Below are 17676 nucleotides of genomic sequence, written 5' to 3'. Positions count from 1 at the left end.
TCGGCGTCCAGCGTGCCCAAGGAATCCGCCTCCATGCCGTCCCACGCTCCGCTTCGCCGCAATCTGCTGGCCCTGCTGGTCTGTGCTTCGCTGCCGTCGCTGGCTGTCGCTGAAACCGCCCCCGCGACCGACGCGCAGTCGGCCACGACCCTCGATTCGATCTCGGTGATCGGCCGCGGCGAAGCCCGCCAGGTGCAGCGCGTGACCGCCGAGGACATGAAGGTCCTGCCGCCCGGTGCCAACCCGCTGAAGCTGCTGGCGGCCAAGCCGGGCGTGCATTTCGAATCGGCCGATGCCACCGGCGCCTACGAATGGTCCACCAGCATCAGCCTGCGTGGCTTCAACCAGAATCGCCTGGGCTACACCCTCGATGGCATCCCGCTGGGCAACATGGCCTACGGCAACAGCAACGGCCTGCACATCAGCCGCGCGGTGATCAGCGAGAACCTGGGCGGTGCGGAGGTCTCCACCGGCATTGGTGCGCTGGGTACGCCGTCCACCAGCAACCTCGGCGGCGTGTTCCAGTTCTACTCGATCGATCCGTCCACCGAATATGGGGTCGTGCTGGCACAGAGCTTCGGCAGCGACAATGCGCGCCGCAGCTATGCGCGCCTCGATACCGGCGACCACCAGGGCTTTGCCGCTTACCTGTCCGGCGTGTATTCCGAAGGCGACAAGTGGAAGGGCAAGGGCTCGCAGGAACTGAAGCAGTTCAACGGCAAGGCCACCTACAACTTCGGCACGGACAGCCGGATCACCGCGCTGTTCAACGCTTCGCGCCGCGTCGAGGCCGACTACCAGGACCTGTCGCTGGAGATGATCGATCGCCTCGGCTGGGACTGGGACAACTACGCGCCGGACTGGGATCGCGCGGTGGCTGCTGCACGCGGAAAGTACAGTGGTGGCGTCAACAGCCCGTGGGACGCCTATTACTCCGGTCACGGCCTGCGCAATGACGATGTGTCCAGCATTGCCGGTGATTTCGGCCTGAACGAGTCGATGCGCCTGAAGGTCAACGTCTACAACCACAGCAACCGTGGCCAGGGCCATTGGTTCAGCCCGTCCAATCCGTCCAACCCGGGCACCAGCCGCGAGATTCCGATCTCGATCCGCACCACCGAGTATGCGATCGACCGCACCGGCGTGACCTCGGCGTTCACCTGGAACGTGGCGGGCCACGAACTGGAGGCGGGCCTGTGGTACGAAGACAACGGCCACAGCGTGCAGCGCAACTTCTACTACATCGACGGTCCGATCACCGACGACTTCTTCCTGCGCAATCCGGACCAGCGCGTGTGGCACCAGCGCTACACCACCATCACCCGCCAGTTCTACGTGCAGGACCGCTTCCGCCTGTTCGATGACCGCCTGACCATCGACATCGGCGCGAAGTCGCCGCACACCCGCACCCGCGTGCGCACGCCGCTGGGCAGCTATGCCAACAACAGCAGCCTGACCTCGAAGAAGGGCCTGCTCCCGCAGGCGGGCTTCAACTTCAAGCTCAACGAGGGCAACGAGATCTTCGGCTCGTTCGCCAAGAACGTGGCCGCCTACGCGCTGGGCGTGGGCAGCCCGTTCAACGTGCCGCAGGCCGCCTTCGATGCCAGCGCGAAGAACCTGAAACCGGAACAGTCGCGCACCATCGAGCTGGGCTGGCGCGGCTACGGCCAGGGCTATGAAGCCTCGGTAGCGGTGTACGACGTCAAGTTCGACAACCGTCTGCTGGCCATCGCGCAGTGCGTGGGCATCCTCGGTTGCCCGGCGCTGTTCTCCAACGTCGGTTCGGTAACCAGCCGCGGCGCCGAGGCGACCCTGCAGCTGAAGCCGATGCAGGACCTGACCTGGTCCAACGCGCTGTCGTGGAATGACAGCACCTACGACAACGACTACGTCAACAACGGCGTGGTGCCGACCCGCGGCAAGAAGACCGTCGACACCCCGGAATGGATGTTCGCCAGCACCCTGGCCTGGACCCCGGGCCCGTGGGACCTGCGCCTGGCCGCCAACCATGTCGGCAAGCGTTACGTGACCTATACCAACGACGTGTCGGTGCCCAGCTACTGGCTGGTCAACGCTTCGGTGGCCTATGACTTCGGCAAGCTCGGCCCGGCGCAGAACCTGACCGTGGCGCTGAACCTGACCAACCTGACCGACAAGCGCTACCTGTCCTCGATCAACACCAACGGCACCTACGCCGCCGACCCGACCCGCAGCCTGGCGACCATGCAGGTTGGCGCGCCGCGGCAGGTGATGGCCACCGCCACCGTGCACTTCTGATGCGCGGCCCCGTCGATCCGGAAAGCCGTCGTCGCCTGTTGCGCATGGCGTGGCAGGGCACGGGGGCGGCGATCGCACTGGCGGCGATGCCGGGGCTGGCCACGGCCGGCCCACGCCCGCGGTTGGGGCGTGATCCGTTCACCCTGGGCGTCGCCGCCGGCGATCCGGATCCGCAGGGAGCCGTACTGTGGACGCGTCTGGCGCCGGACCCGCTCAACGGCGGCGGCATGCCATCGCGGGCGGTGCCGGTGCGCTGGTTCGTGGCCGAAGACCCGGGCATGCGCCGGCTGGTGCAGCGTGGCGTCGCCGCGGCGGTGCCCGAGCTGGCCCATTCGGTGCACGTGGAGGTCAATGGCCTGCGCCCAGGCCGCGACTACTACTACCGTTTTGCCTGCGACGGTGACGAGGAAAGCGCGGTCGGCCACTTCCGCACCGCGCCGCTGCCCGACACGCAGCTGCAGCAGCTGCGGCTGGCCCTGTGCACCTGCCAGGCCTGGAACAGTGGCTACTACCCGGTGCTGCGCGATATCGCGAAGAGTGATGTCGACCTGGTGCTGCATGCCGGTGACTACCTGTACGAGTACAGCCCACTGCAGAACGCGCGTGGTCTCACGCTGGATGCGGAACGCTTCAGTGGCGAGACCGTCGGCCTGGAGCGCTACCGCGACCAGTACGCGCTGTACAAGCTCGATCCCGATCTGCAGGCCGCGCACGCCGCCCACGCGTTCGCGGTGATCTGGGACGACCACGAAGTGCAGAACGATTACTCGGGCATCCATCCGGAGAAGCCCGGCGTCTCGACGGAGGACTTCATCGTTCGCCGCGCGGCGGCCTACCGCGCGTTCTACGAACACCTGCCGATGCGTGGTACGCCTGCGGGCAATGGTGGCCTGCGCGTGCATCGGCGCCTGCGTTACGGCGATCTGGCACAGCTTGCGCTGCTCGACTGCCGCCAGTTCCGTCCGGCCAATCCCTGCGGGGTGGGCGAGTCGCCGCGCTGCGACGCTGCGTTGGATCCACGCATTAGCATGCTGGGCGTGGGCCAGGAAGCCTGGTTCGCGCAGTCGATGGCGGCCGCACGCGGCACGCGCTGGAACGTGGTGGTGCAACAGTTGCTGATGGCGCAGCTGCGGCTGGACGGTGGCACGCCGCGCGAGCGTTTCTGGAACGATGCCTGGGACGGCTATCCCGCCGCACGCAAGCGGTTGCTGCAGGCGATGCAGGCGGGCGGGCAGGGCAATGCCATCGTGCTCGGTGGTGACTGGCATTCCACTTTCGTCAATGACCTGAAGCTGGATTTCGACGCGGCCGATGCCCCGGTGGTGGCCACCGAGTTCATCGCGCCGGCAATCAGCAGTGGCGGCGACGATACGCCTTATGGCCCGTACTACGGTTCGTCGATTCCGCAGAACCCGCACATCCGCTATTTCGACGGTGACCGCCGCGGCTGGTGGAAGCTGCAGCTGAACCGGCAGACCGTGGATGCGGAACTGCGCTTCGCCGACAGCGTGCTGCGCGCGGATGCGCCGGTGCGCACTGCGGCGCGCTTCCAGGTCACCCACGGCCGCCCGGGCGCAGTGCCGGTGTGAATCCGTTCGGTCGTGCCGGCCGCTGGCCGGTAACCTGATCAATCTTCGGTTTCCCCACCACCGGTTTCATCGCCCCGAGCCCGGTTTCGTCGCAAACCGTTTGCGGGTGGCCAGAGCGGGGCGCCAAGGTGTCCGCAGGCGGCAAGGTGCCGCCACAAGGAGACCATGATGAAGACCCTGTTCGCGCTCGGCGTGTGGTGCCTGCTGTTCGTGCTGTGCTGGCCGCTGGCGATCCTCGCCCCGATCGCCTGGCCGTTCGTCTGGCTGCTGAGCCTGCCGTTCCGCCTGGTCGGCATCACCTTCTCGGCGCTGTTTGCGTTCCTGCGCGCGCTGTTCATGCTGCCCGCGCGCCTGCTCGGCGGCGGCCCGGTGGCGGCATGAGGGCTGTGTTGCCGGTCGGACTGGTCCTGTTGGCGGGCCCGGTACTGGCTGCACCTCCAGCACCGCCTTCGGTGTGGCTGGAACGCCAGCAGACCGCTGCGGCTGACGAGGCCAATGCTGCGGCGGTCTCTGCGCCGAAAGCCAAGGAGCGCTGCAGGGTCGCGAAGGAATGGAAGGTCGGCGATACGGTTGTGCAGCACAGGGTCTGCGAGGATCCACCGGAGAAGCCGGCTGGAAAGGTGTAGCGCCGAGCCCATGCTCGGCGCTACAGGGAAACGGGCAACAAAAAAACCCCGCCGAAGCGAGGTTTTTCGTATCCGGGTGATGCCGGCCAGCGGCCGGCACTACCAGCGAACGATCAGTTCGCCTTGTGGATGGCGCGCTTGCTGACCGCCATCGCCGCGTCGTGGATCACTTCCGACAGCGACGGGTGGGCGTGGCAGATGCGGGCCAGGTCATCGGCCGAGCCACTGAACTCCATGGTCAGCACGCCTTCGTGCACCAGCTCGGAGACGTTGGCGCCGACCAGGTGCATGCCGAGGATGCGATCGGTTTCGGCATGGGCCAGGATCTTCACGAAGCCCGCCGGCTCGATCATCGCCACGGCACGGCCGTTGGCGGCGAACGGGAAGCTGCCGGCCTTGTACGGGATGCCTTCGGCCTTCAGCTGGGCTTCGGTCTTGCCGACCCACGCCAGTTCCGGCTCGGTGTAGATGACCCACGGGATGGTGTCGAAGTTGACGTGACCCGGCAGGCCGGCGATCAGCTCAGCCACCGCGATGCCTTCCTCGAAGCCCTTGTGCGCCAGCATCGGGCCGCGCACGCAGTCGCCGACCGCCCACACGCCGTTGACGCCGGTGTGGCAGTGCGCGTCGACTTCGATCTGGCCGCGCTCGTTGATCTTGACGCCGGTGCCTTCGGCCAGCAGGCCCTTGGTGGCCGCGCGACGGCCAACGGCCACCAGCAGCTTGTCCACGGTCAGGGTCTTTTCGCCTTCAGCGTCGGTGTAGGTGACGATGACTTCCTTCTTCTTGCCCTTGCCGGTGATCTCGGTCTTGGAAACCTTGGCATTGAGCTTGATGTCCAGGCCCTGCTTCTTGAACTCCTTGGCAGCGGTCTTGGCCACTTCGGCGTCGGCAGCCGCCAGGAACTCCGGCATGGCTTCGAGGATGGTGACTTCCGCGCCCAGGCGCTTCCACACGCTGCCCAGTTCCAGGCCGATGACGCCGGCGCCGATCACCGCCAGGCGGTTCGGCACTTCGGTGAAGTCCAGGCCGCCGACGTTGTCGACGATGGTCTCGCCGTCGAACTTGGCGAACGGCAGTTCGATCGAATCCGAACCGGCCGCGATGATGACGTTGGTGCCCTTCAGCTCGACGATGGAACCGTCATGCTGGGTGACCTTGACCACGTTGCCTGGCTGCAGTTCGCCAAAACCATAATAGGCAGCGACCTTGTTGGCCTTGAACAGCATGCCGATGCCGCCGGTGAACTGCTTGACGATCTTGTCCTTGCGGCCAACCATCGCCTCGACGTCGATCTTGGCATCCTTGAAGCTGATGCCGTGGTCGCCAAAGATGTGGCCCATGTTCCAGAACTGGCGCGAGGAATCCAGCAGCGCCTTGGACGGGATGCAGCCCACGCGCAGGCAGGTGCCGCCGAGGGCCGGCTTGCCGTCCTTGCCCAGCGCCGCGTCGATGCAGGCGGTCTTCAGGCCCAGCTGGGCCGCGCGGATGGCAGCGTGGTAACCGGCCGGGCCGGCACCGATGACGACGACGTCGAATTGTTCAGCCATTGAATTATTCCTTGATGCATTACCAGAACCCCTCCGCGCAGGCGCGGAGGGGCGGGAGGTCTCTTACAGGCCGAACAGCATGCGGCCCGGGTTTTCCAGCTGGTTCTTGATGTCCACCAGGAACTGCACCGAATCCTTGCCGTCGATGATGCGGTGGTCGTACGACAGCGCCAGGTACATCATCGGCGCGATCACGACCTGGCCGTTCTGGGCGATCGGACGCTCCTTGATGGCGTGCATGCCCAGGATGGCGCTCTGCGGCGGGTTGATGATCGGGGTCGACAGCAGCGAACCGAAGGTGCCGCCGTTGGTCACGGTGAAGGTGCCGCCCTGCAGTTCATCCAGGCCCAGCTTGCCGTCACGCGCCTTCTTGGCGTAGTCGGCGATGGTCTTCTCGATGTCGGCGAACGACATGCGCTCGACATTGCGCAGGACCGGGGTGACCAGGCCCTTTTCGGTCGAGACGGCGATCGAGATGTCCGAGTAGCCGTGGTAGATGATGTCGTCGCCGTCGATCGAGGCGTTGACCAGCGGGAAGCGCTGCAGCGCGTTGGCGGCGGCCTTCACGAAGAAGCTCATGAAGCCCAGCTTGATGCCGTGGGCCTTGACGAACTCGTCCTGCAGTTCCTTGCGCGCCGCCGATACCTTGGACAGGTCGACTTCGTTGAAGGTGGTCAGCATGGCGGTGGAGTTCTTCGACTCCATCAGGCGCTCGGCAATGCGCTTGCGGATGCGGGTCATCGGCACGCGCTCTTCCGGACGTGCACCACCGGCCTTGCCGGCGCCGCCGTTGCGGGCGAAGTTGACGATGTCTTCCTTGGTCACCGCGCCGCGACGGCCGGTGCCGTCGACGTCGGCCGGGTTCACGCCTTCGGTGATGGCGGTGAAGCGGGCGCCCGGCGGCAGCGCATCGGCGGCCGACTTGGCGGCCGGGGCCGGAGCGGCGGCAGCGGCCGGAGCAGCAGCGGCCGGGGCAGCGGCTGCAGCCGGAGCGGCTTCGGCAGCCGGAGCCGGGGCAGCAGCCACGGCGCCTTCTTCGATGATCGCCACGACCTGGCTGGAGGTCACGGTCGAGCCTTCGGCGAACTTGATTTCCTTCAGCACGCCGTCGACCGGCGACGGCACTTCCAGGACGACCTTGTCGGTTTCCAGGTCAAGCAGGTTTTCGTCGCGCTTGACGGCGTCGCCCACCTTCTTGTGCCAGGTGGCGATGGTGCCGTCGGCGACGGATTCGGGCAGTACCGGGGCTTTGACTTCGGTGGCCATTGCGGGAGCTTCCTGGTTTGTCTTCTAAATAGGGGGAGGATTATTCAGCGAACGTGTCGTTGAACGGGTTGACCAGCGCGTCGGCGATCAGCTGCTGCTGTTCGCGGACGTGGTCAGCCATGTGACCGGCAGCCGGCGACGCCGAACGTGCGCGACCGGCGTAGTGCAGGTTCTGGCCATCGGCCAGGCAGAACTGCAGGTGGTGGCGGATCTGGTACCACGCACCCTGGTTCTGCGGTTCTTCCTGCGTCCACACCACGTCGGTGGCCTTGCCGTACTTCTTCAGCTCGGCAGCCAGCAGCGCACGCGGGAACGGATACAGCTGCTCCACGCGGATGATCGCCACGTCGTCCTGGCCACGCTTGGTCTGGTCTTCCAGCAGGTCGTAGTAGACCTTGCCCGAGCACAGCACCACGCGCTTGACCTTCTTGGCGTCCGCACTGGCGTCGCCGATCAGGTGCTGGAACTCGCCGTTGGCCAGTTCGTCCAGGGTCGACACGGCCAGCTTGTGGCGCAGCAGCGACTTCGGCGACATCACCACCAGCGGCTTGCGGGTGGTCAGGTGCAGCTGGCGGCGCAGCATGTGGAAGGCCTGTGCCGGGGTGGACGGAACCACCACCAGCATGTTCTCCAGTGCACACAGCTGCAGGAAGCGCTCCAGGCGCGCCGAGCTGTGCTCCGGACCTTGCCCTTCATAGCCATGCGGCAGCAGCAGGGTCAGGCCGGAAATGCGGCCCCACTTGGCTTCACCGGCGGCGATGAACTGGTCGATCACCACCTGGGCGCCGTTGGCGAAGTCGCCGAACTGGCCCTCCCAGATGCACAGCGTGTTCGGATCGGTGGTGGAGAAGCCGTACTCGTAGGCCATCACCGCTTCTTCGCTCAGCAGCGAATCGATGACGGTGGCCTTCTCCGGCGAATCCACCAGCTGCCGCAGCGGCATGTAGTAGTTGTCGGTCTTCTGGTCGTGCAGGATCGCGTGGCGGTGGGTGAACGTACCGCGACCGACGTCCTGGCCGACCAGGCGCAGTGCGTGGCCTTCGTCGAGCAGGGTGGCGTAGGCCAGGTTCTCGGCAAAGCCCCAGTCGCCCGGGATCTCGCCGGCGGCCATCTTGCGGCGGTCGTCATAGACCTTGGCCACGCGCGAGTGCAGCTGCACGTCTTCGGGAATGGTGTTGATCAGCTTGGCCAGTTCGACCAGCTTGTTCTTCTCGACCTTGGTCGAGACCGGGTCGGACAGCTTGCCTTCCAGCAGCTTCGGCCAATCGACGAACAGCGGGCTGGTCGGCGGGGTCTTCTCGACCTTGGCCAGCTCGGTGGTCACTTCACCGGCATCGAGCTTCTCGCGGTAGGCATCGACCATCGCCTTGCCGGCACCGGCAGCGATCACGCCTGCCTTTTCCAGCTGCTCGGCGTACATCTCGCGGGTGGTCGGGTGCTTGCGGATCACCTGGTACATCAGCGGCTGGGTGATCGCCGGCTCGTCGGCCTCGTTGTGGCCCCAACGGCGGTAGCACATCAGGTCGATGACCACGTCCTTGGCGAACTTCTGGCGGAACTCGAAGGCCAGCTGCGCGGCGAACACCACCGCTTCCGGATCATCGCCGTTCACGTGCAGCACCGGGGCGGCGATCATCTTCGCCACGTCGGTGGCGTAGCGCGTGGAGCGCGTGTCCAGCGGGTTGGAGGTGGTGAAGCCGACCTGGTTGTTGACCACGATGTGCACGGTGCCGCCGACGGCGAAGCCGCGGGCCTGCGACATCTGGAACAGCTCCATGACCACGCCCTGGCCCGAGAAGGCCGCATCGCCGTGGATCAGGATCGGCATGACCTGCTTGCGTGCGGTGTCCTTGCGGCGCTCCTGGCGCGAACGCACGGAACCGGCCACGACCGGGTCGGCGATTTCCAGGTGCGACGGGTTGAACGCCAGCGCCAGGTGCACCGGGCCGCCGTCGGTAGCCACGTCGGCCGAGAAGCCCATGTGGTACTTCACGTCGCCGGCAGAAGCGTGCTCGTCATGCTCGAACTTGCCTTCGAACTCGTCGAACAGCTTGCGCGGGTTCTTGCCGAGGGTGTTGACCAGCACGTTCAGGCGGCCGCGGTGGGCCATGCCGATCACCACGTCCTTGACGCCATCCTTGCCGGCGCTGCGGATGATGGTGTCCATCATCGGGATCAGCGAGTCGCCGCCTTCCAGCGAGAAGCGCTTCTGGCCGACGTACTTGGTGTGCAGGTAGCGCTCCAGGCCTTCGGCCGCGGTCAGGCGCTCCAGGGTGCGGCGCTGGGTGTCAGCGTCCAGCTGGTAGTTGCCACCGGCTGCTTCCAGCTTCTTGTAGATCCACTGGCGCTGCTCGACCTCGGAGATGTGCATGAACTCCGCACCGATCGAGCCGGTGTAGGTCGCCTTCAGGCGTGCCAGCAGGTCGCGCAGCTTCATGCGCGGCTGGCCACCGACGCCGCCGGTGCTGAACTCGCTGTTGAGGTCGGCATCGGACAGGCTGTGGAACGGCAGGCCCAGGTCCGGGGTGTTGACCGGCGCGGCCAGGCCCAGCGGATCGAGGCGGGCGTCCAGGTGGCCGCGCGAGCGGTAGGCGGTGATCAGACGACCGACATTGCGTTCACGCTCGTCGCCCGCACCGTTGCCGGTGCCGGCCTTCAGCGCTTCCTTGGCCGCGTCCGCAATGTGGGAGATGACGGCCGAGTGCGGAATGTCGCCTGCTTCGCGGCCCTTGAAGCCGTCGAAGTAGGTCTTCCATTTGGGATCGACACTGTCCGGGGAGACCAGGTACTGCTCGTACAGGTCCTCGACATAGGAGGCGTTGCCGCCGGCGAGCTGCGAAGATTGCGCAAACTGCTTCAGTTGATTGTCCACGATGGAGGGTGTTGATTCGCTTTGTGGGGTATGGCTTCAGAAGGACCCGGCAGGAAGATGAATAGCCCTGCGCGGGCGCGTTCAAACAGCCAAATTGTACCCCCATCCGGACAGGAAGGGGCACCAGAACGGGCATCCCGGGTCCCCCGGTGCCGCTTCCAGACAGGTTGAGTGGGCGGTACCCACTCAGATGCCGAGCGCACGCAGTTCGCTGCAATCGCGCGAACGGTCCCAGACCCGCTGCAATTGCTGCTCGAACGGCTGCGAACGTGCAGGCAGCGCGACGCCTGCCTCGCCGTCGAGGCGATGACCGATCAGACGAAAGTAGAAGTCGCCGGCGTCGTTGAGCAGGCAGGCCGAAGCCAACGCACGGTCGATCGGGTCGGTGACCTCGCGGAACTGGATCACGCTGGGCAGGCGCTGGGCCAAGGCCAGCAGCGGTGCCCCGGCAGACGCGATGGCGGCGGCGTCGTGCACGATCACCCGCAGCTGCTTGTCGTGGCGGGCGGTGACGAAGCGGCGCAGGGCGGCCTGTACCGGCGGCGCGTCGAGCAGTCCCGGGTCCAGCTGACGGCTGTGCAGCCACACTTGGCGGCGGGCGCGGTGGACGATGGCCGTGGTGATGGCCACCGCCTGCTCGCGGCTGTCGATGGCACTGGCCGCGCCCAACCGGCGGCGCATCTGCTGGTGGCCGATGCCGGCCTCCTCGAATACCTCGCCTTCCGGCAGGAAGCCCTGGCGGGCATAGAAATCGCGGGCGGGCAGCTGGGCGTGCAGGTGCAGCTCGGCCAGGCCGAGCCTGCGCCCGGCCTCGACCAGTGCCTCCAGCAGGGCCTCACCGACCCCGTGGCTGCGATGGCTGGCCAACACCGCCATGCGGCCGATGCGGCCGTCCGGGGCCAGCCGACCGGTGCCGACCGGCTGGTTGTCACTGTCCAGCGCCAGCACATGGGCGCTGAGCGGGTCCAGCGCATCGCGTTCCAGTTCGGCGGCGATGCCCTGTTCCTGCACGAACACGCGTTGGCGCACGTCGTGGATGGCAACGTGGGCGTCGGCGTGGCTGACCTGCTGGACCCGGACCATGGCAGGGCTCAGGCGCGACCGTCGTCGCTGTCGTCTTCGTCGTGATCCTCGAAGTTGACGATGACCTCGATGCCGTCGTCGTGCACGGTCACGGTGTGGACATCGTCGGACACCGCGTCGGCGTCGATCGCGTCGACACGGTCACGGCCTTCGACCACTTCGCCGAGCACCACGGCGTCTTCGCCGTCATCCTCATCTTCAGCGTCATACACCTCGTTCGGATCGATCAGCTGGAACACGCCACCGACCAACAGCTGCTGGACCACCGCGCGGCCCTTGTCGGACAGGCCGCGATAGGCGGCGGCATCGAGCTGCTCGGCGCCGGCCAGGCGCTGCGCGTCCTTCACCGGCAGCGCGAAGTCCTGGCCACTGACGTACAGGCTGGCGCCGCGCTTGGCCCGGCGCCAGGCCAGGCGTGCCCACGGATGACGCTGCAGCAGCAGGCCCGAGGCCAGGGCCTGGACCACTTCCTCCTGTGCCGGTGCGGCCTGGTGGGCCATCACTTCGCCGGCCGCGCGGTAGGTGGTGATGAAACGGCCGAACCAGTCACCCAGCTTGTCCGGATCGTTCATGCGGATGGCATTGAGCGCGGTGATCACCCGCGCCATCGCCACCGTGTCGATCTCGTTCGGGTCGGCCGGCACCTTCAGGTCGGCATCCTGGTAGCGGATGTTCTCGTCGGCATCGGCGATCAGGGTGTCCAGGTAGTCGCTGATCAGTTCGGCCGACGATGGCGCGCGCATGCCGAAGGAGAAGGTCAGGCAGGGGTCTTCAGCGACGCCGTGGTGCGGCACGTTCGGCGGCAGGTACAGCATGTCGCCCGGCGCCAGCACCCAGTCGTGGGTCGGCTTGAACACCTTCAGCAGCTTCAGTTCCACGTCCGGGCGGAAGCCCAGCGGCGGCTGCCTGCCCTTGATCGATTCGCTGGCATCGATCTGCCAGCGGCGGTGGCCGTGGGCCTGCAGCAGGAATACGTCGTACTGGTCGACGTGGGCGCCGACCGAGCCGCCGGTGGCGGCGAAGCTGATCATTACGTCATCCATGCGCCAGCGCGGCAGGAAGCTGAAGTGCTCGATCAGGGCGCGCACGTCCGGGTCCCACTTGTCCACGTCCTGCACCAGCAGGGTCCAGTCGTGGTCGGGCAGGGCGGGGAAAACGTCTTCCTGGAACGGGCCGGTACGCACGCGCCAGCCGTCCTGGGTCTTGTCGTGCTCGATCAGGCGCGCCAGCACGCCTTCTTCGCAGGCCAGCCCGGCCAGGTCTTCCGGCTGCACCGGGGTCTGGAAGTCGGGGAAGGCGTTGCGGATCAGCAGCGGGCGCTTCTGCCAGAAGTCGCGCAGGAAGGTGGCCGGCGCCATGCCCAGCGGTTGGCCGGGGCGGGCGGTGACTTCGATGAGGGGGGCGGAGGACTTGCGGGCGGCCATGGGGGAATCCTTGCAGCGGAAAGCGGGAGGGGCGGCGCAGCGGGCCGCCTGAGATCTCCATTGTCCGCCGTTCGCCGGGATTGCGCACGTGCGCGGGTTTGTCGCGGGCTGTCCGGCCAACGGCGGAGCCCCTCGTGGCGGGGTGGTTGGTCGCGCAAAGCGCTGGCTTCATGGGCTGGGCCGGGCGGGGTGGGTTCGCGGGACACGCCGTGAACCCGTCCCTGGGGGCTCGATGGCGCCATCCATGGCGCCAACGGTCCCGCGAACCCACCCCGCCCGGCCCCTGACAGTTTCCTGCGCGGCCCGCCACGGAATGGAAAGAAGAAGATCAAAGGCAACAGCGGGTCGCGCGCTGCGCTTGCTCATCCCAAAACAAAAGAGGGACGCGGCGAAGCCGCGTCCCTCTTTCAAATTCCGTTTCGACAACCTCCACGCTCTTCGATCCGTCACCGGAAATCTGTCAGAGGTGGGGCGGGAGGGGCCAGCGGGACCGTTGGCGCCATGGATGGCGCCATCGAGCCCCCATGGATGGGTTCACGGCGTGTCCCGCTGGCCCCTCCCGCCCCGCCCAGCTAGCAGCAATCCAGAGCCGCTCTGGACGTTGATGTTGCTGTCGCCGTTGCCGTTGCCGTTGCCGTTGCCTGTCGCAGGCAGCGCCCGCGGCCGCCGCCGCAAAGGAAACCCCTTAGATCTTCTTCGCCAGGGCCTCGGCCAGACCCGTGTAGCTGCCGGGGGTCATCTCCAGCAGGCGCTGCTTCGCATCCGCCGGCAGCTCCAGCCCCTGCACGAACGCACGCATCGACTCGGCGGTGATGCCCTGGCCACGGGTCAGCGCCTTCAGCTGCTCGTACGGGTTCGGCAGGCCATGGCGGCGCATCACCGTCTGCACGGCCTCGGCCAGCACTTCCCAGGCCGCGTCCAGATCGGCATCCAGGCGCTGCGGGTTCACTTCCAGCTTGCCCAGGCCCTTGGCCAGCGAATCCAGCGCCACCTGGCTGTGGCCGAACGCGGTGCCCAGTGCGCGCAGAACGGTGGAATCGGTCAGGTCACGCTGCCAGCGGCTGATCGGCAGCTTCGCGCTGAAGTGCTCGAACAGCGCGTTGGCGATACCGAAGTTGCCTTCCGCATTCTCGAAATCGATCGGATTGACCTTGTGCGGCATCGTCGACGAGCCGACTTCGCCTTCCTTCAGGCGCTGCTTGAAGTAGCCCAGCGAGATGTAGCCCCAGATGTCGCGGGCCAGGTCGATCAGGATGATGTTGGCACGGCGTGCGGCATCGCCGATCTCGGCAACATTGTCGTGCGGTTCGATCTGCGTGGTGTACGGGTTGAACACCAGGCCCAGGCCGGTCACGAAGCGCTCGGCGAAGGCCGGCCAGTCCACGTCCGGGTAGCTGGCCACGTGGGCGTTGTAGTTGCCGACCGCGCCGTTGATCTTGCCGGTCAGCTCGACCGCGGCGATCTGCCTGCGCTGGCGCTCCAGGCGCGCGACCACGTTGGCCAGCTCCTTGCCCAGCGTGGTCGGCGAGGCAGTCTGGCCATGGGTGCGCGACAGCATCGGCTGGCCGGCCTGGGCGTGGGCGAGGTTGCGCAGCGTGGTGGCGATGCCGTCCAGGGTCGGCAGCAGCACCTCGCGGCGGGCCTGTTCCAGCATCAGGCCGTAGCTGAGGTTGTTGATGTCTTCGCTGGTGCAGGCGAAATGCACGAATTCCAGCGCCGGAGCCAGCTCGGCGTCGTCCTTCAGCTGTTCCTTGATGAAGTACTCCACCGCCTTGACGTCATGGTTGGTGGTGCGCTCGATCTCCTTCACGCGCGCGGCCTGGGCCGGGCTGAAGCGGGCGGCCAACCCGCGCAGGCGGGCGACGGCGGCGTCGGAGAACGGCGCCAGTTCGACGATGCCCGGTTCGGCGGCCAGCGCCAGCAGCCATTCCACCTCGACCACGATGCGCGCCTTGATCAGGCCGTATTCGGAGAAGATCGGGCGCAGGGCGTCGACCTTGCCGGCGTAGCGGCCATCGAGCGGGGACAGGGCGAGCAGGGCGGAATCGGACATGTCGGCAGGGCTGGGACGAGCGGCGGGGGCCATATTCTACGACGTGCCGGTCAGCTAGTGCCGGCCGCGGGCCGGCAACCACGCCCGGCCCGCGATTCTATGGATTGCCGGCCAGCGGCCGGCACTACCCTTGCGCGCGCAGAACGGCCGTGCAGGTGGAACGATCTGGCCCGCCCTCGTCATCCCATGCGGCGGGCAAGGGAGTATTGTGGCCGCAGCCGCCAGCCCGGGAAGCGACACCCTGCCAGCCGCCGCTTCCCTTTCCCCAACTGAAGTAGTGCGGAGTTGATGCAATGAGCAAAGCTGCAAGCAAGGGTTTCAGAATCGAACACGACAGCATGGGCGAGCTGCAGGTGCCTGCCGATGCCCTGTGGGGCGCGCAGACCCAGCGCGCCGTGCAGAATTTCCCGGTGTCGGGCCAGCGCATGCCGCGCGGTTTCATCCGCGCCCTGGGCCTGGTCAAGGGCGCAGCCGCCGGCGTCAACGCCGAGCTGGGCCACCTGCCGAAGAATGTGGCCAAGGCCATCCAGACCGCTGCTGCCGAAGTGGCCGCCGGCAACTGGGACGCGCAGTTCCCGATCGACGTCTACCAGACGGGTTCGGGCACGTCGTCGAACATGAATGCCAATGAGGTCATCGCCACCCTGGCCAACCGTGCCGGCAAGGCGGGCAAGACCACCGTGCATCCCAATGACCACGTCAACCAGGGGCAGAGCTCCAATGACGTGATTCCGACTGCGCTGCGGGTGTCGGCGGTGCTGGCGACGCACGAGCAGCTGCTGCCGGCGCTGGTGCACCTGCGCAAGACCCTGGACAAGAAGGGCCGCAGCCTGCGCAAGGTGGTCAAGACCGGCCGTACCCACCTGATGGACGCGATGCCGCTCACCTTCGAGCAGGAATTCGGTGCGTGGTCGGCGCAGCTGGCCTCGGCGCAGGAGCGCATCGAAGACAGCCTCAAGCGCGTGCGCCGGTTGCCGCTGGGCGGCACCGCCATCGGTACCGGCATCAACGCCGACCCGCGCTTCGGCGCGCAGGTGGCCAAGGCGCTGAAGCAGCAGACCGGTTTCAAGTTCGACAGCGCCGAGAACAAGTTCGAAGGCCTGGCCGCGCAGGACGATGCGGTGGAACTGTCCGGCCAGCTCAATGCGCTGGCCGTGGCACTGATCAAGATCGCCAATGACCTGCGCTGGATGAACGCCGGTCCGCTGGCCGGGCTGGGCGAGATCGAACTGCCGGCACTGCAGCCGGGCAGCTCGATCATGCCGGGCAAGGTCAACCCGGTCATTCCGGAAGCCACGGTGATGGCCTGCGCGCAGGTGATCGGCCACCACACCGCGATCACCGTGGCCGGGCAGACCGGCAACTTCCAGCTCAACGTCACCCTGCCGTTGATCGCGGTGAACCTGCTCGATGGCATCGGCCTGCTGGCCAATGTGTCCAGGCTGCTGGCCGACAGCGCGATCGCCGGGCTGAAGGTGCGCGAGGACCGCGTGGCCGAGGCGCTGGCGCGCAACCCGATCCTGGTCACCGCGCTGAACCCGATCATCGGCTACGAGAAGGCAGCGGCGATTGCCAAGCGTGCCTACAAGGAACAGCGCCCGGTGCTGGACGTGGCGCTGGAAGACAGCGGGCTTGATGAGGCCGAGCTGCGTCGCCTGCTGGACCCGACTGCGCTGACTGCTGGTGGCATCCAGGCTGGCGGTGGTGGCGCCGGCGGTTGATCGGCCGGTTGTAGAGTCGAGCCACGCTCGACTCTACGGAAACGAGAACGCCGCCCTCGGGCGGCGTTTTTCTTCAGCGACGGTCGGCGACGATGTTGCCGAAGGTGTCGGTGTAATCCTTGAACTCGGGGATGCGCTGGATCAGGTCGGCCGGGATCACCTCCATGCCCTCCGGCGGCTGGATCTTCACCGGCTGCATGTTCGGATCGGCCGGTGCGGCCACCAGCGTGTTCTGGCGCAGCACCTGCAGCTTGCCGAACATCGTCTGCAGCATCTGCTTCTGCCCGTCGTCCAGTGGAATCTGGATCTCGTCCACCTTCATCGTGCCGTCGCCGAGGATGATGATGTTCGGTGCCGGCGGGCGGCGCACGGTCACCATGCCTTCGCTGACGGAAATCTTGGGCTTGCCGCGCTCGGCGCGGTGATTGCGGTAATCCTTGTCGCAGCCGACCAGGCCCAGGCAGAGCAGGGTGGCCAGCAGCAGGAACAACTTCTTCATGGCGTTCGGTTCGGGGGCATCCGGGGGGCCCATTGTAAGCCCGCCGACAGTGCCCGACCGGCAACGGAAGGCCGCAGCCGGTCGGGTGCGTCGATTTGTCTCAGTTGGAGAACGTGACCGAGTTGTCCTTGCCGCAGTCGTCCACGTCGCTCTGGTCCATCGTCGCGTAGGGCTTGAATGCCGGCAGCTCGCGCGCCAGTGCCTGCTGGCTGGCCAGCATCGCCGGCAGGCGATCGCAGATGCGCTTGGCCTGGGCCTCGATCTTGGCGGCTTCGGCGTTGATGCGCTTCTCCACCCCTTCGCTGTCGCCGCTGAAGATGCCCTTCAGCGCTTCACCGGCGGCGTTGGCGCCGAGTTTGGCGCCGGCCAGCCCGACATCCATGCCCGCCATCGCAACGGCGACCACGTGACCGCGGTACTCCTGCAGGTGGCGGCGCTGGACGTCGTTGGCGGCGACCTCCTTGCCGGCGATCAGCAGGCGGCCATCCGGCGTGATCTCCGCACGCGGCTGCTTGTCGGCCGAGATCTTGATGTTGCCCTGGGCGATGTCCTTGCGGGCATCGTCCATGGCTTCCTTGACGGTCTGGCCAACGCCGCTGGTGGCTTCGGCGACGCTCTTGCCGACGCTCTTGTCGGGGGCGGAGGACGTGCCACCACAGGCGATCAGCGGCAGGCACAGCAGGGTAGCGGGCAGCAGGCGCAACAGGTTCATGATG

The 17676-nt window shown here is 66.9% G+C and carries 13 protein-coding genes; 5 read left to right on the top strand and 8 right to left on the bottom strand.

All coding sequences use genetic code 11. From position 1 onward, the window contains the following. The first annotated feature begins 33 nt into the window (after positions 1-33). From AC5P67_RS03640 to AC5P67_RS03625, 4 genes are all read left to right on the top strand, one after another. The gene (locus tag AC5P67_RS03640; RefSeq protein ID WP_033835432.1) at positions 34-2277 is read left to right on the top strand and encodes a TonB-dependent receptor family protein; all 2244 of its coding nucleotides are present in this window, start codon (positions 34-36) and stop codon (positions 2275-2277) included. Beyond that, positions 2277-3866 carry an alkaline phosphatase D family protein gene (locus tag AC5P67_RS03635; RefSeq protein ID WP_495214299.1) on the top strand — a complete coding sequence of 530 codons (1590 nt, stop codon included), beginning with the start codon at positions 2277-2279 and terminating at the stop codon, positions 3864-3866. Before AC5P67_RS03640 ends, AC5P67_RS03635 begins: the two co-directional genes overlap by 1 nt. A 168-nt stretch (positions 3867-4034) precedes the next feature. Further along, positions 4035-4247 (top strand): hypothetical protein, encoded by a 213-nt coding sequence (locus AC5P67_RS03630; RefSeq protein ID WP_495214298.1) that lies wholly within the window; start codon positions 4035-4037, stop codon positions 4245-4247. Continuing rightward, entirely contained in the window at positions 4244-4492 is a 249-nt protein-coding gene (locus tag AC5P67_RS03625) for a hypothetical protein (RefSeq protein ID WP_241889188.1), read from the top strand. The genes AC5P67_RS03630 and AC5P67_RS03625 overlap by 4 nt, the downstream gene beginning before the upstream one ends. Positions 4493-4605: 113 nt before the next feature. Here the strand turns inward: AC5P67_RS03625 and lpdA are convergent, their stop codons facing one another. The 6 genes from lpdA to purB form a co-directional block, all read right to left on the bottom strand. Next, positions 4606-6042: a dihydrolipoyl dehydrogenase gene (gene lpdA / locus AC5P67_RS03620; RefSeq protein WP_005410273.1), complete on the bottom strand. Its 1437-nt coding sequence runs from the start codon at positions 6040-6042 to the stop codon at positions 4606-4608. A gap of 63 nt (positions 6043-6105) precedes the next feature. Next, a complete protein-coding gene (gene sucB, locus AC5P67_RS03615) occupies positions 6106-7308 on the bottom strand; it encodes a dihydrolipoyllysine-residue succinyltransferase (protein WP_005410272.1) in 1203 nt (400 codons plus the stop codon). Between the two features lie 40 nt (positions 7309-7348). After that, positions 7349-10180 (bottom strand): 2-oxoglutarate dehydrogenase E1 component, encoded by a 2832-nt coding sequence (locus AC5P67_RS03610; protein ID WP_005410271.1) that lies wholly within the window; start codon positions 10178-10180, stop codon positions 7349-7351. A 186-nt stretch (positions 10181-10366) separates the two neighbouring features. Then, the gene (locus AC5P67_RS03605; protein ID WP_024956655.1) at positions 10367-11263 is read right to left on the bottom strand and encodes a GNAT family N-acetyltransferase; all 897 of its coding nucleotides are present in this window, start codon (positions 11261-11263) and stop codon (positions 10367-10369) included. Positions 11264-11271: 8 nt separating this feature from the next. Next, a complete protein-coding gene (locus AC5P67_RS03600) occupies positions 11272-12687 on the bottom strand; it encodes a ribosomal protein uL16 3-hydroxylase (protein WP_088431271.1) in 1416 nt (471 codons plus the stop codon). Between the two features lie 685 nt (positions 12688-13372). Continuing rightward, positions 13373-14740, bottom strand: coding sequence for an adenylosuccinate lyase (gene purB, locus AC5P67_RS03595; RefSeq protein WP_024958488.1), 1368 nt, complete (start codon positions 14738-14740; stop codon positions 13373-13375). 293 nt (positions 14741-15033) lie between these two features. Between purB and AC5P67_RS03590 the strand changes: the two genes are divergently transcribed. Beyond that, entirely contained in the window at positions 15034-16461 is a 1428-nt protein-coding gene (locus AC5P67_RS03590) for a class II fumarate hydratase (protein WP_012480781.1), read from the top strand. 73 nt (positions 16462-16534) lie between these two features. Here the strand turns inward: AC5P67_RS03590 and AC5P67_RS03585 are convergent, their stop codons facing one another. Then, complete coding sequence (locus tag AC5P67_RS03585; RefSeq protein WP_005413932.1) at positions 16535-16960, bottom strand: hypothetical protein; 426 nt, start codon at positions 16958-16960, stop codon at positions 16535-16537. 100 nt (positions 16961-17060) lie between these two features. Further along, positions 17061-17672, bottom strand: a complete 612-nt coding sequence (locus tag AC5P67_RS03580; RefSeq protein WP_005413931.1) for a YggN family protein — start codon at positions 17670-17672, stop codon at positions 17061-17063. Between the last annotated feature and the right edge of the window lie 4 nt (positions 17673-17676).

It is taken from the genome of Stenotrophomonas sp. YJH_SMC_21 (genome assembly GCF_059369555.1).
This window is presented reverse-complemented; position numbering and strand designations above follow the sequence as displayed.

Excerpts from the sequence above, each read along its gene's own strand:
- lpdA (WP_005410273.1), bottom strand. The coding sequence starts at position 6,042 with ATGGCTGAACAATTCGACGTCGTCGTCATCGGTGCCGGCCCGGCCGGT.
- AC5P67_RS03580 (WP_005413931.1), bottom strand. The coding sequence starts at position 17,672 with ATGAACCTGTTGCGCCTGCTGCCCGCTACCCTGCTGTGCCTGCCGCTG.
- purB (WP_024958488.1), bottom strand. The coding sequence starts at position 14,740 with ATGTCCGATTCCGCCCTGCTCGCCCTGTCCCCGCTCGATGGCCGCTAC.
- sucB (WP_005410272.1), bottom strand. The coding sequence starts at position 7,308 with ATGGCCACCGAAGTCAAAGCCCCGGTACTGCCCGAATCCGTCGCCGAC.
- AC5P67_RS03640 (WP_033835432.1), top strand. The coding sequence starts at position 34 with ATGCCGTCCCACGCTCCGCTTCGCCGCAATCTGCTGGCCCTGCTGGTC.
- AC5P67_RS03625 (WP_241889188.1), top strand. The coding sequence starts at position 4,244 with ATGAGGGCTGTGTTGCCGGTCGGACTGGTCCTGTTGGCGGGCCCGGTA.
- AC5P67_RS03590 (WP_012480781.1), top strand. The coding sequence starts at position 15,034 with ATGAGCAAAGCTGCAAGCAAGGGTTTCAGAATCGAACACGACAGCATG.
- AC5P67_RS03600 (WP_088431271.1), bottom strand. The coding sequence starts at position 12,687 with ATGGCCGCCCGCAAGTCCTCCGCCCCCCTCATCGAAGTCACCGCCCGC.
- AC5P67_RS03635 (WP_495214299.1), top strand. The coding sequence starts at position 2,277 with ATGCGCGGCCCCGTCGATCCGGAAAGCCGTCGTCGCCTGTTGCGCATG.
- AC5P67_RS03630 (WP_495214298.1), top strand. The coding sequence starts at position 4,035 with ATGAAGACCCTGTTCGCGCTCGGCGTGTGGTGCCTGCTGTTCGTGCTG.
- AC5P67_RS03605 (WP_024956655.1), bottom strand. The coding sequence starts at position 11,263 with ATGGTCCGGGTCCAGCAGGTCAGCCACGCCGACGCCCACGTTGCCATC.
- AC5P67_RS03585 (WP_005413932.1), bottom strand. The coding sequence starts at position 16,960 with ATGAAGAAGTTGTTCCTGCTGCTGGCCACCCTGCTCTGCCTGGGCCTG.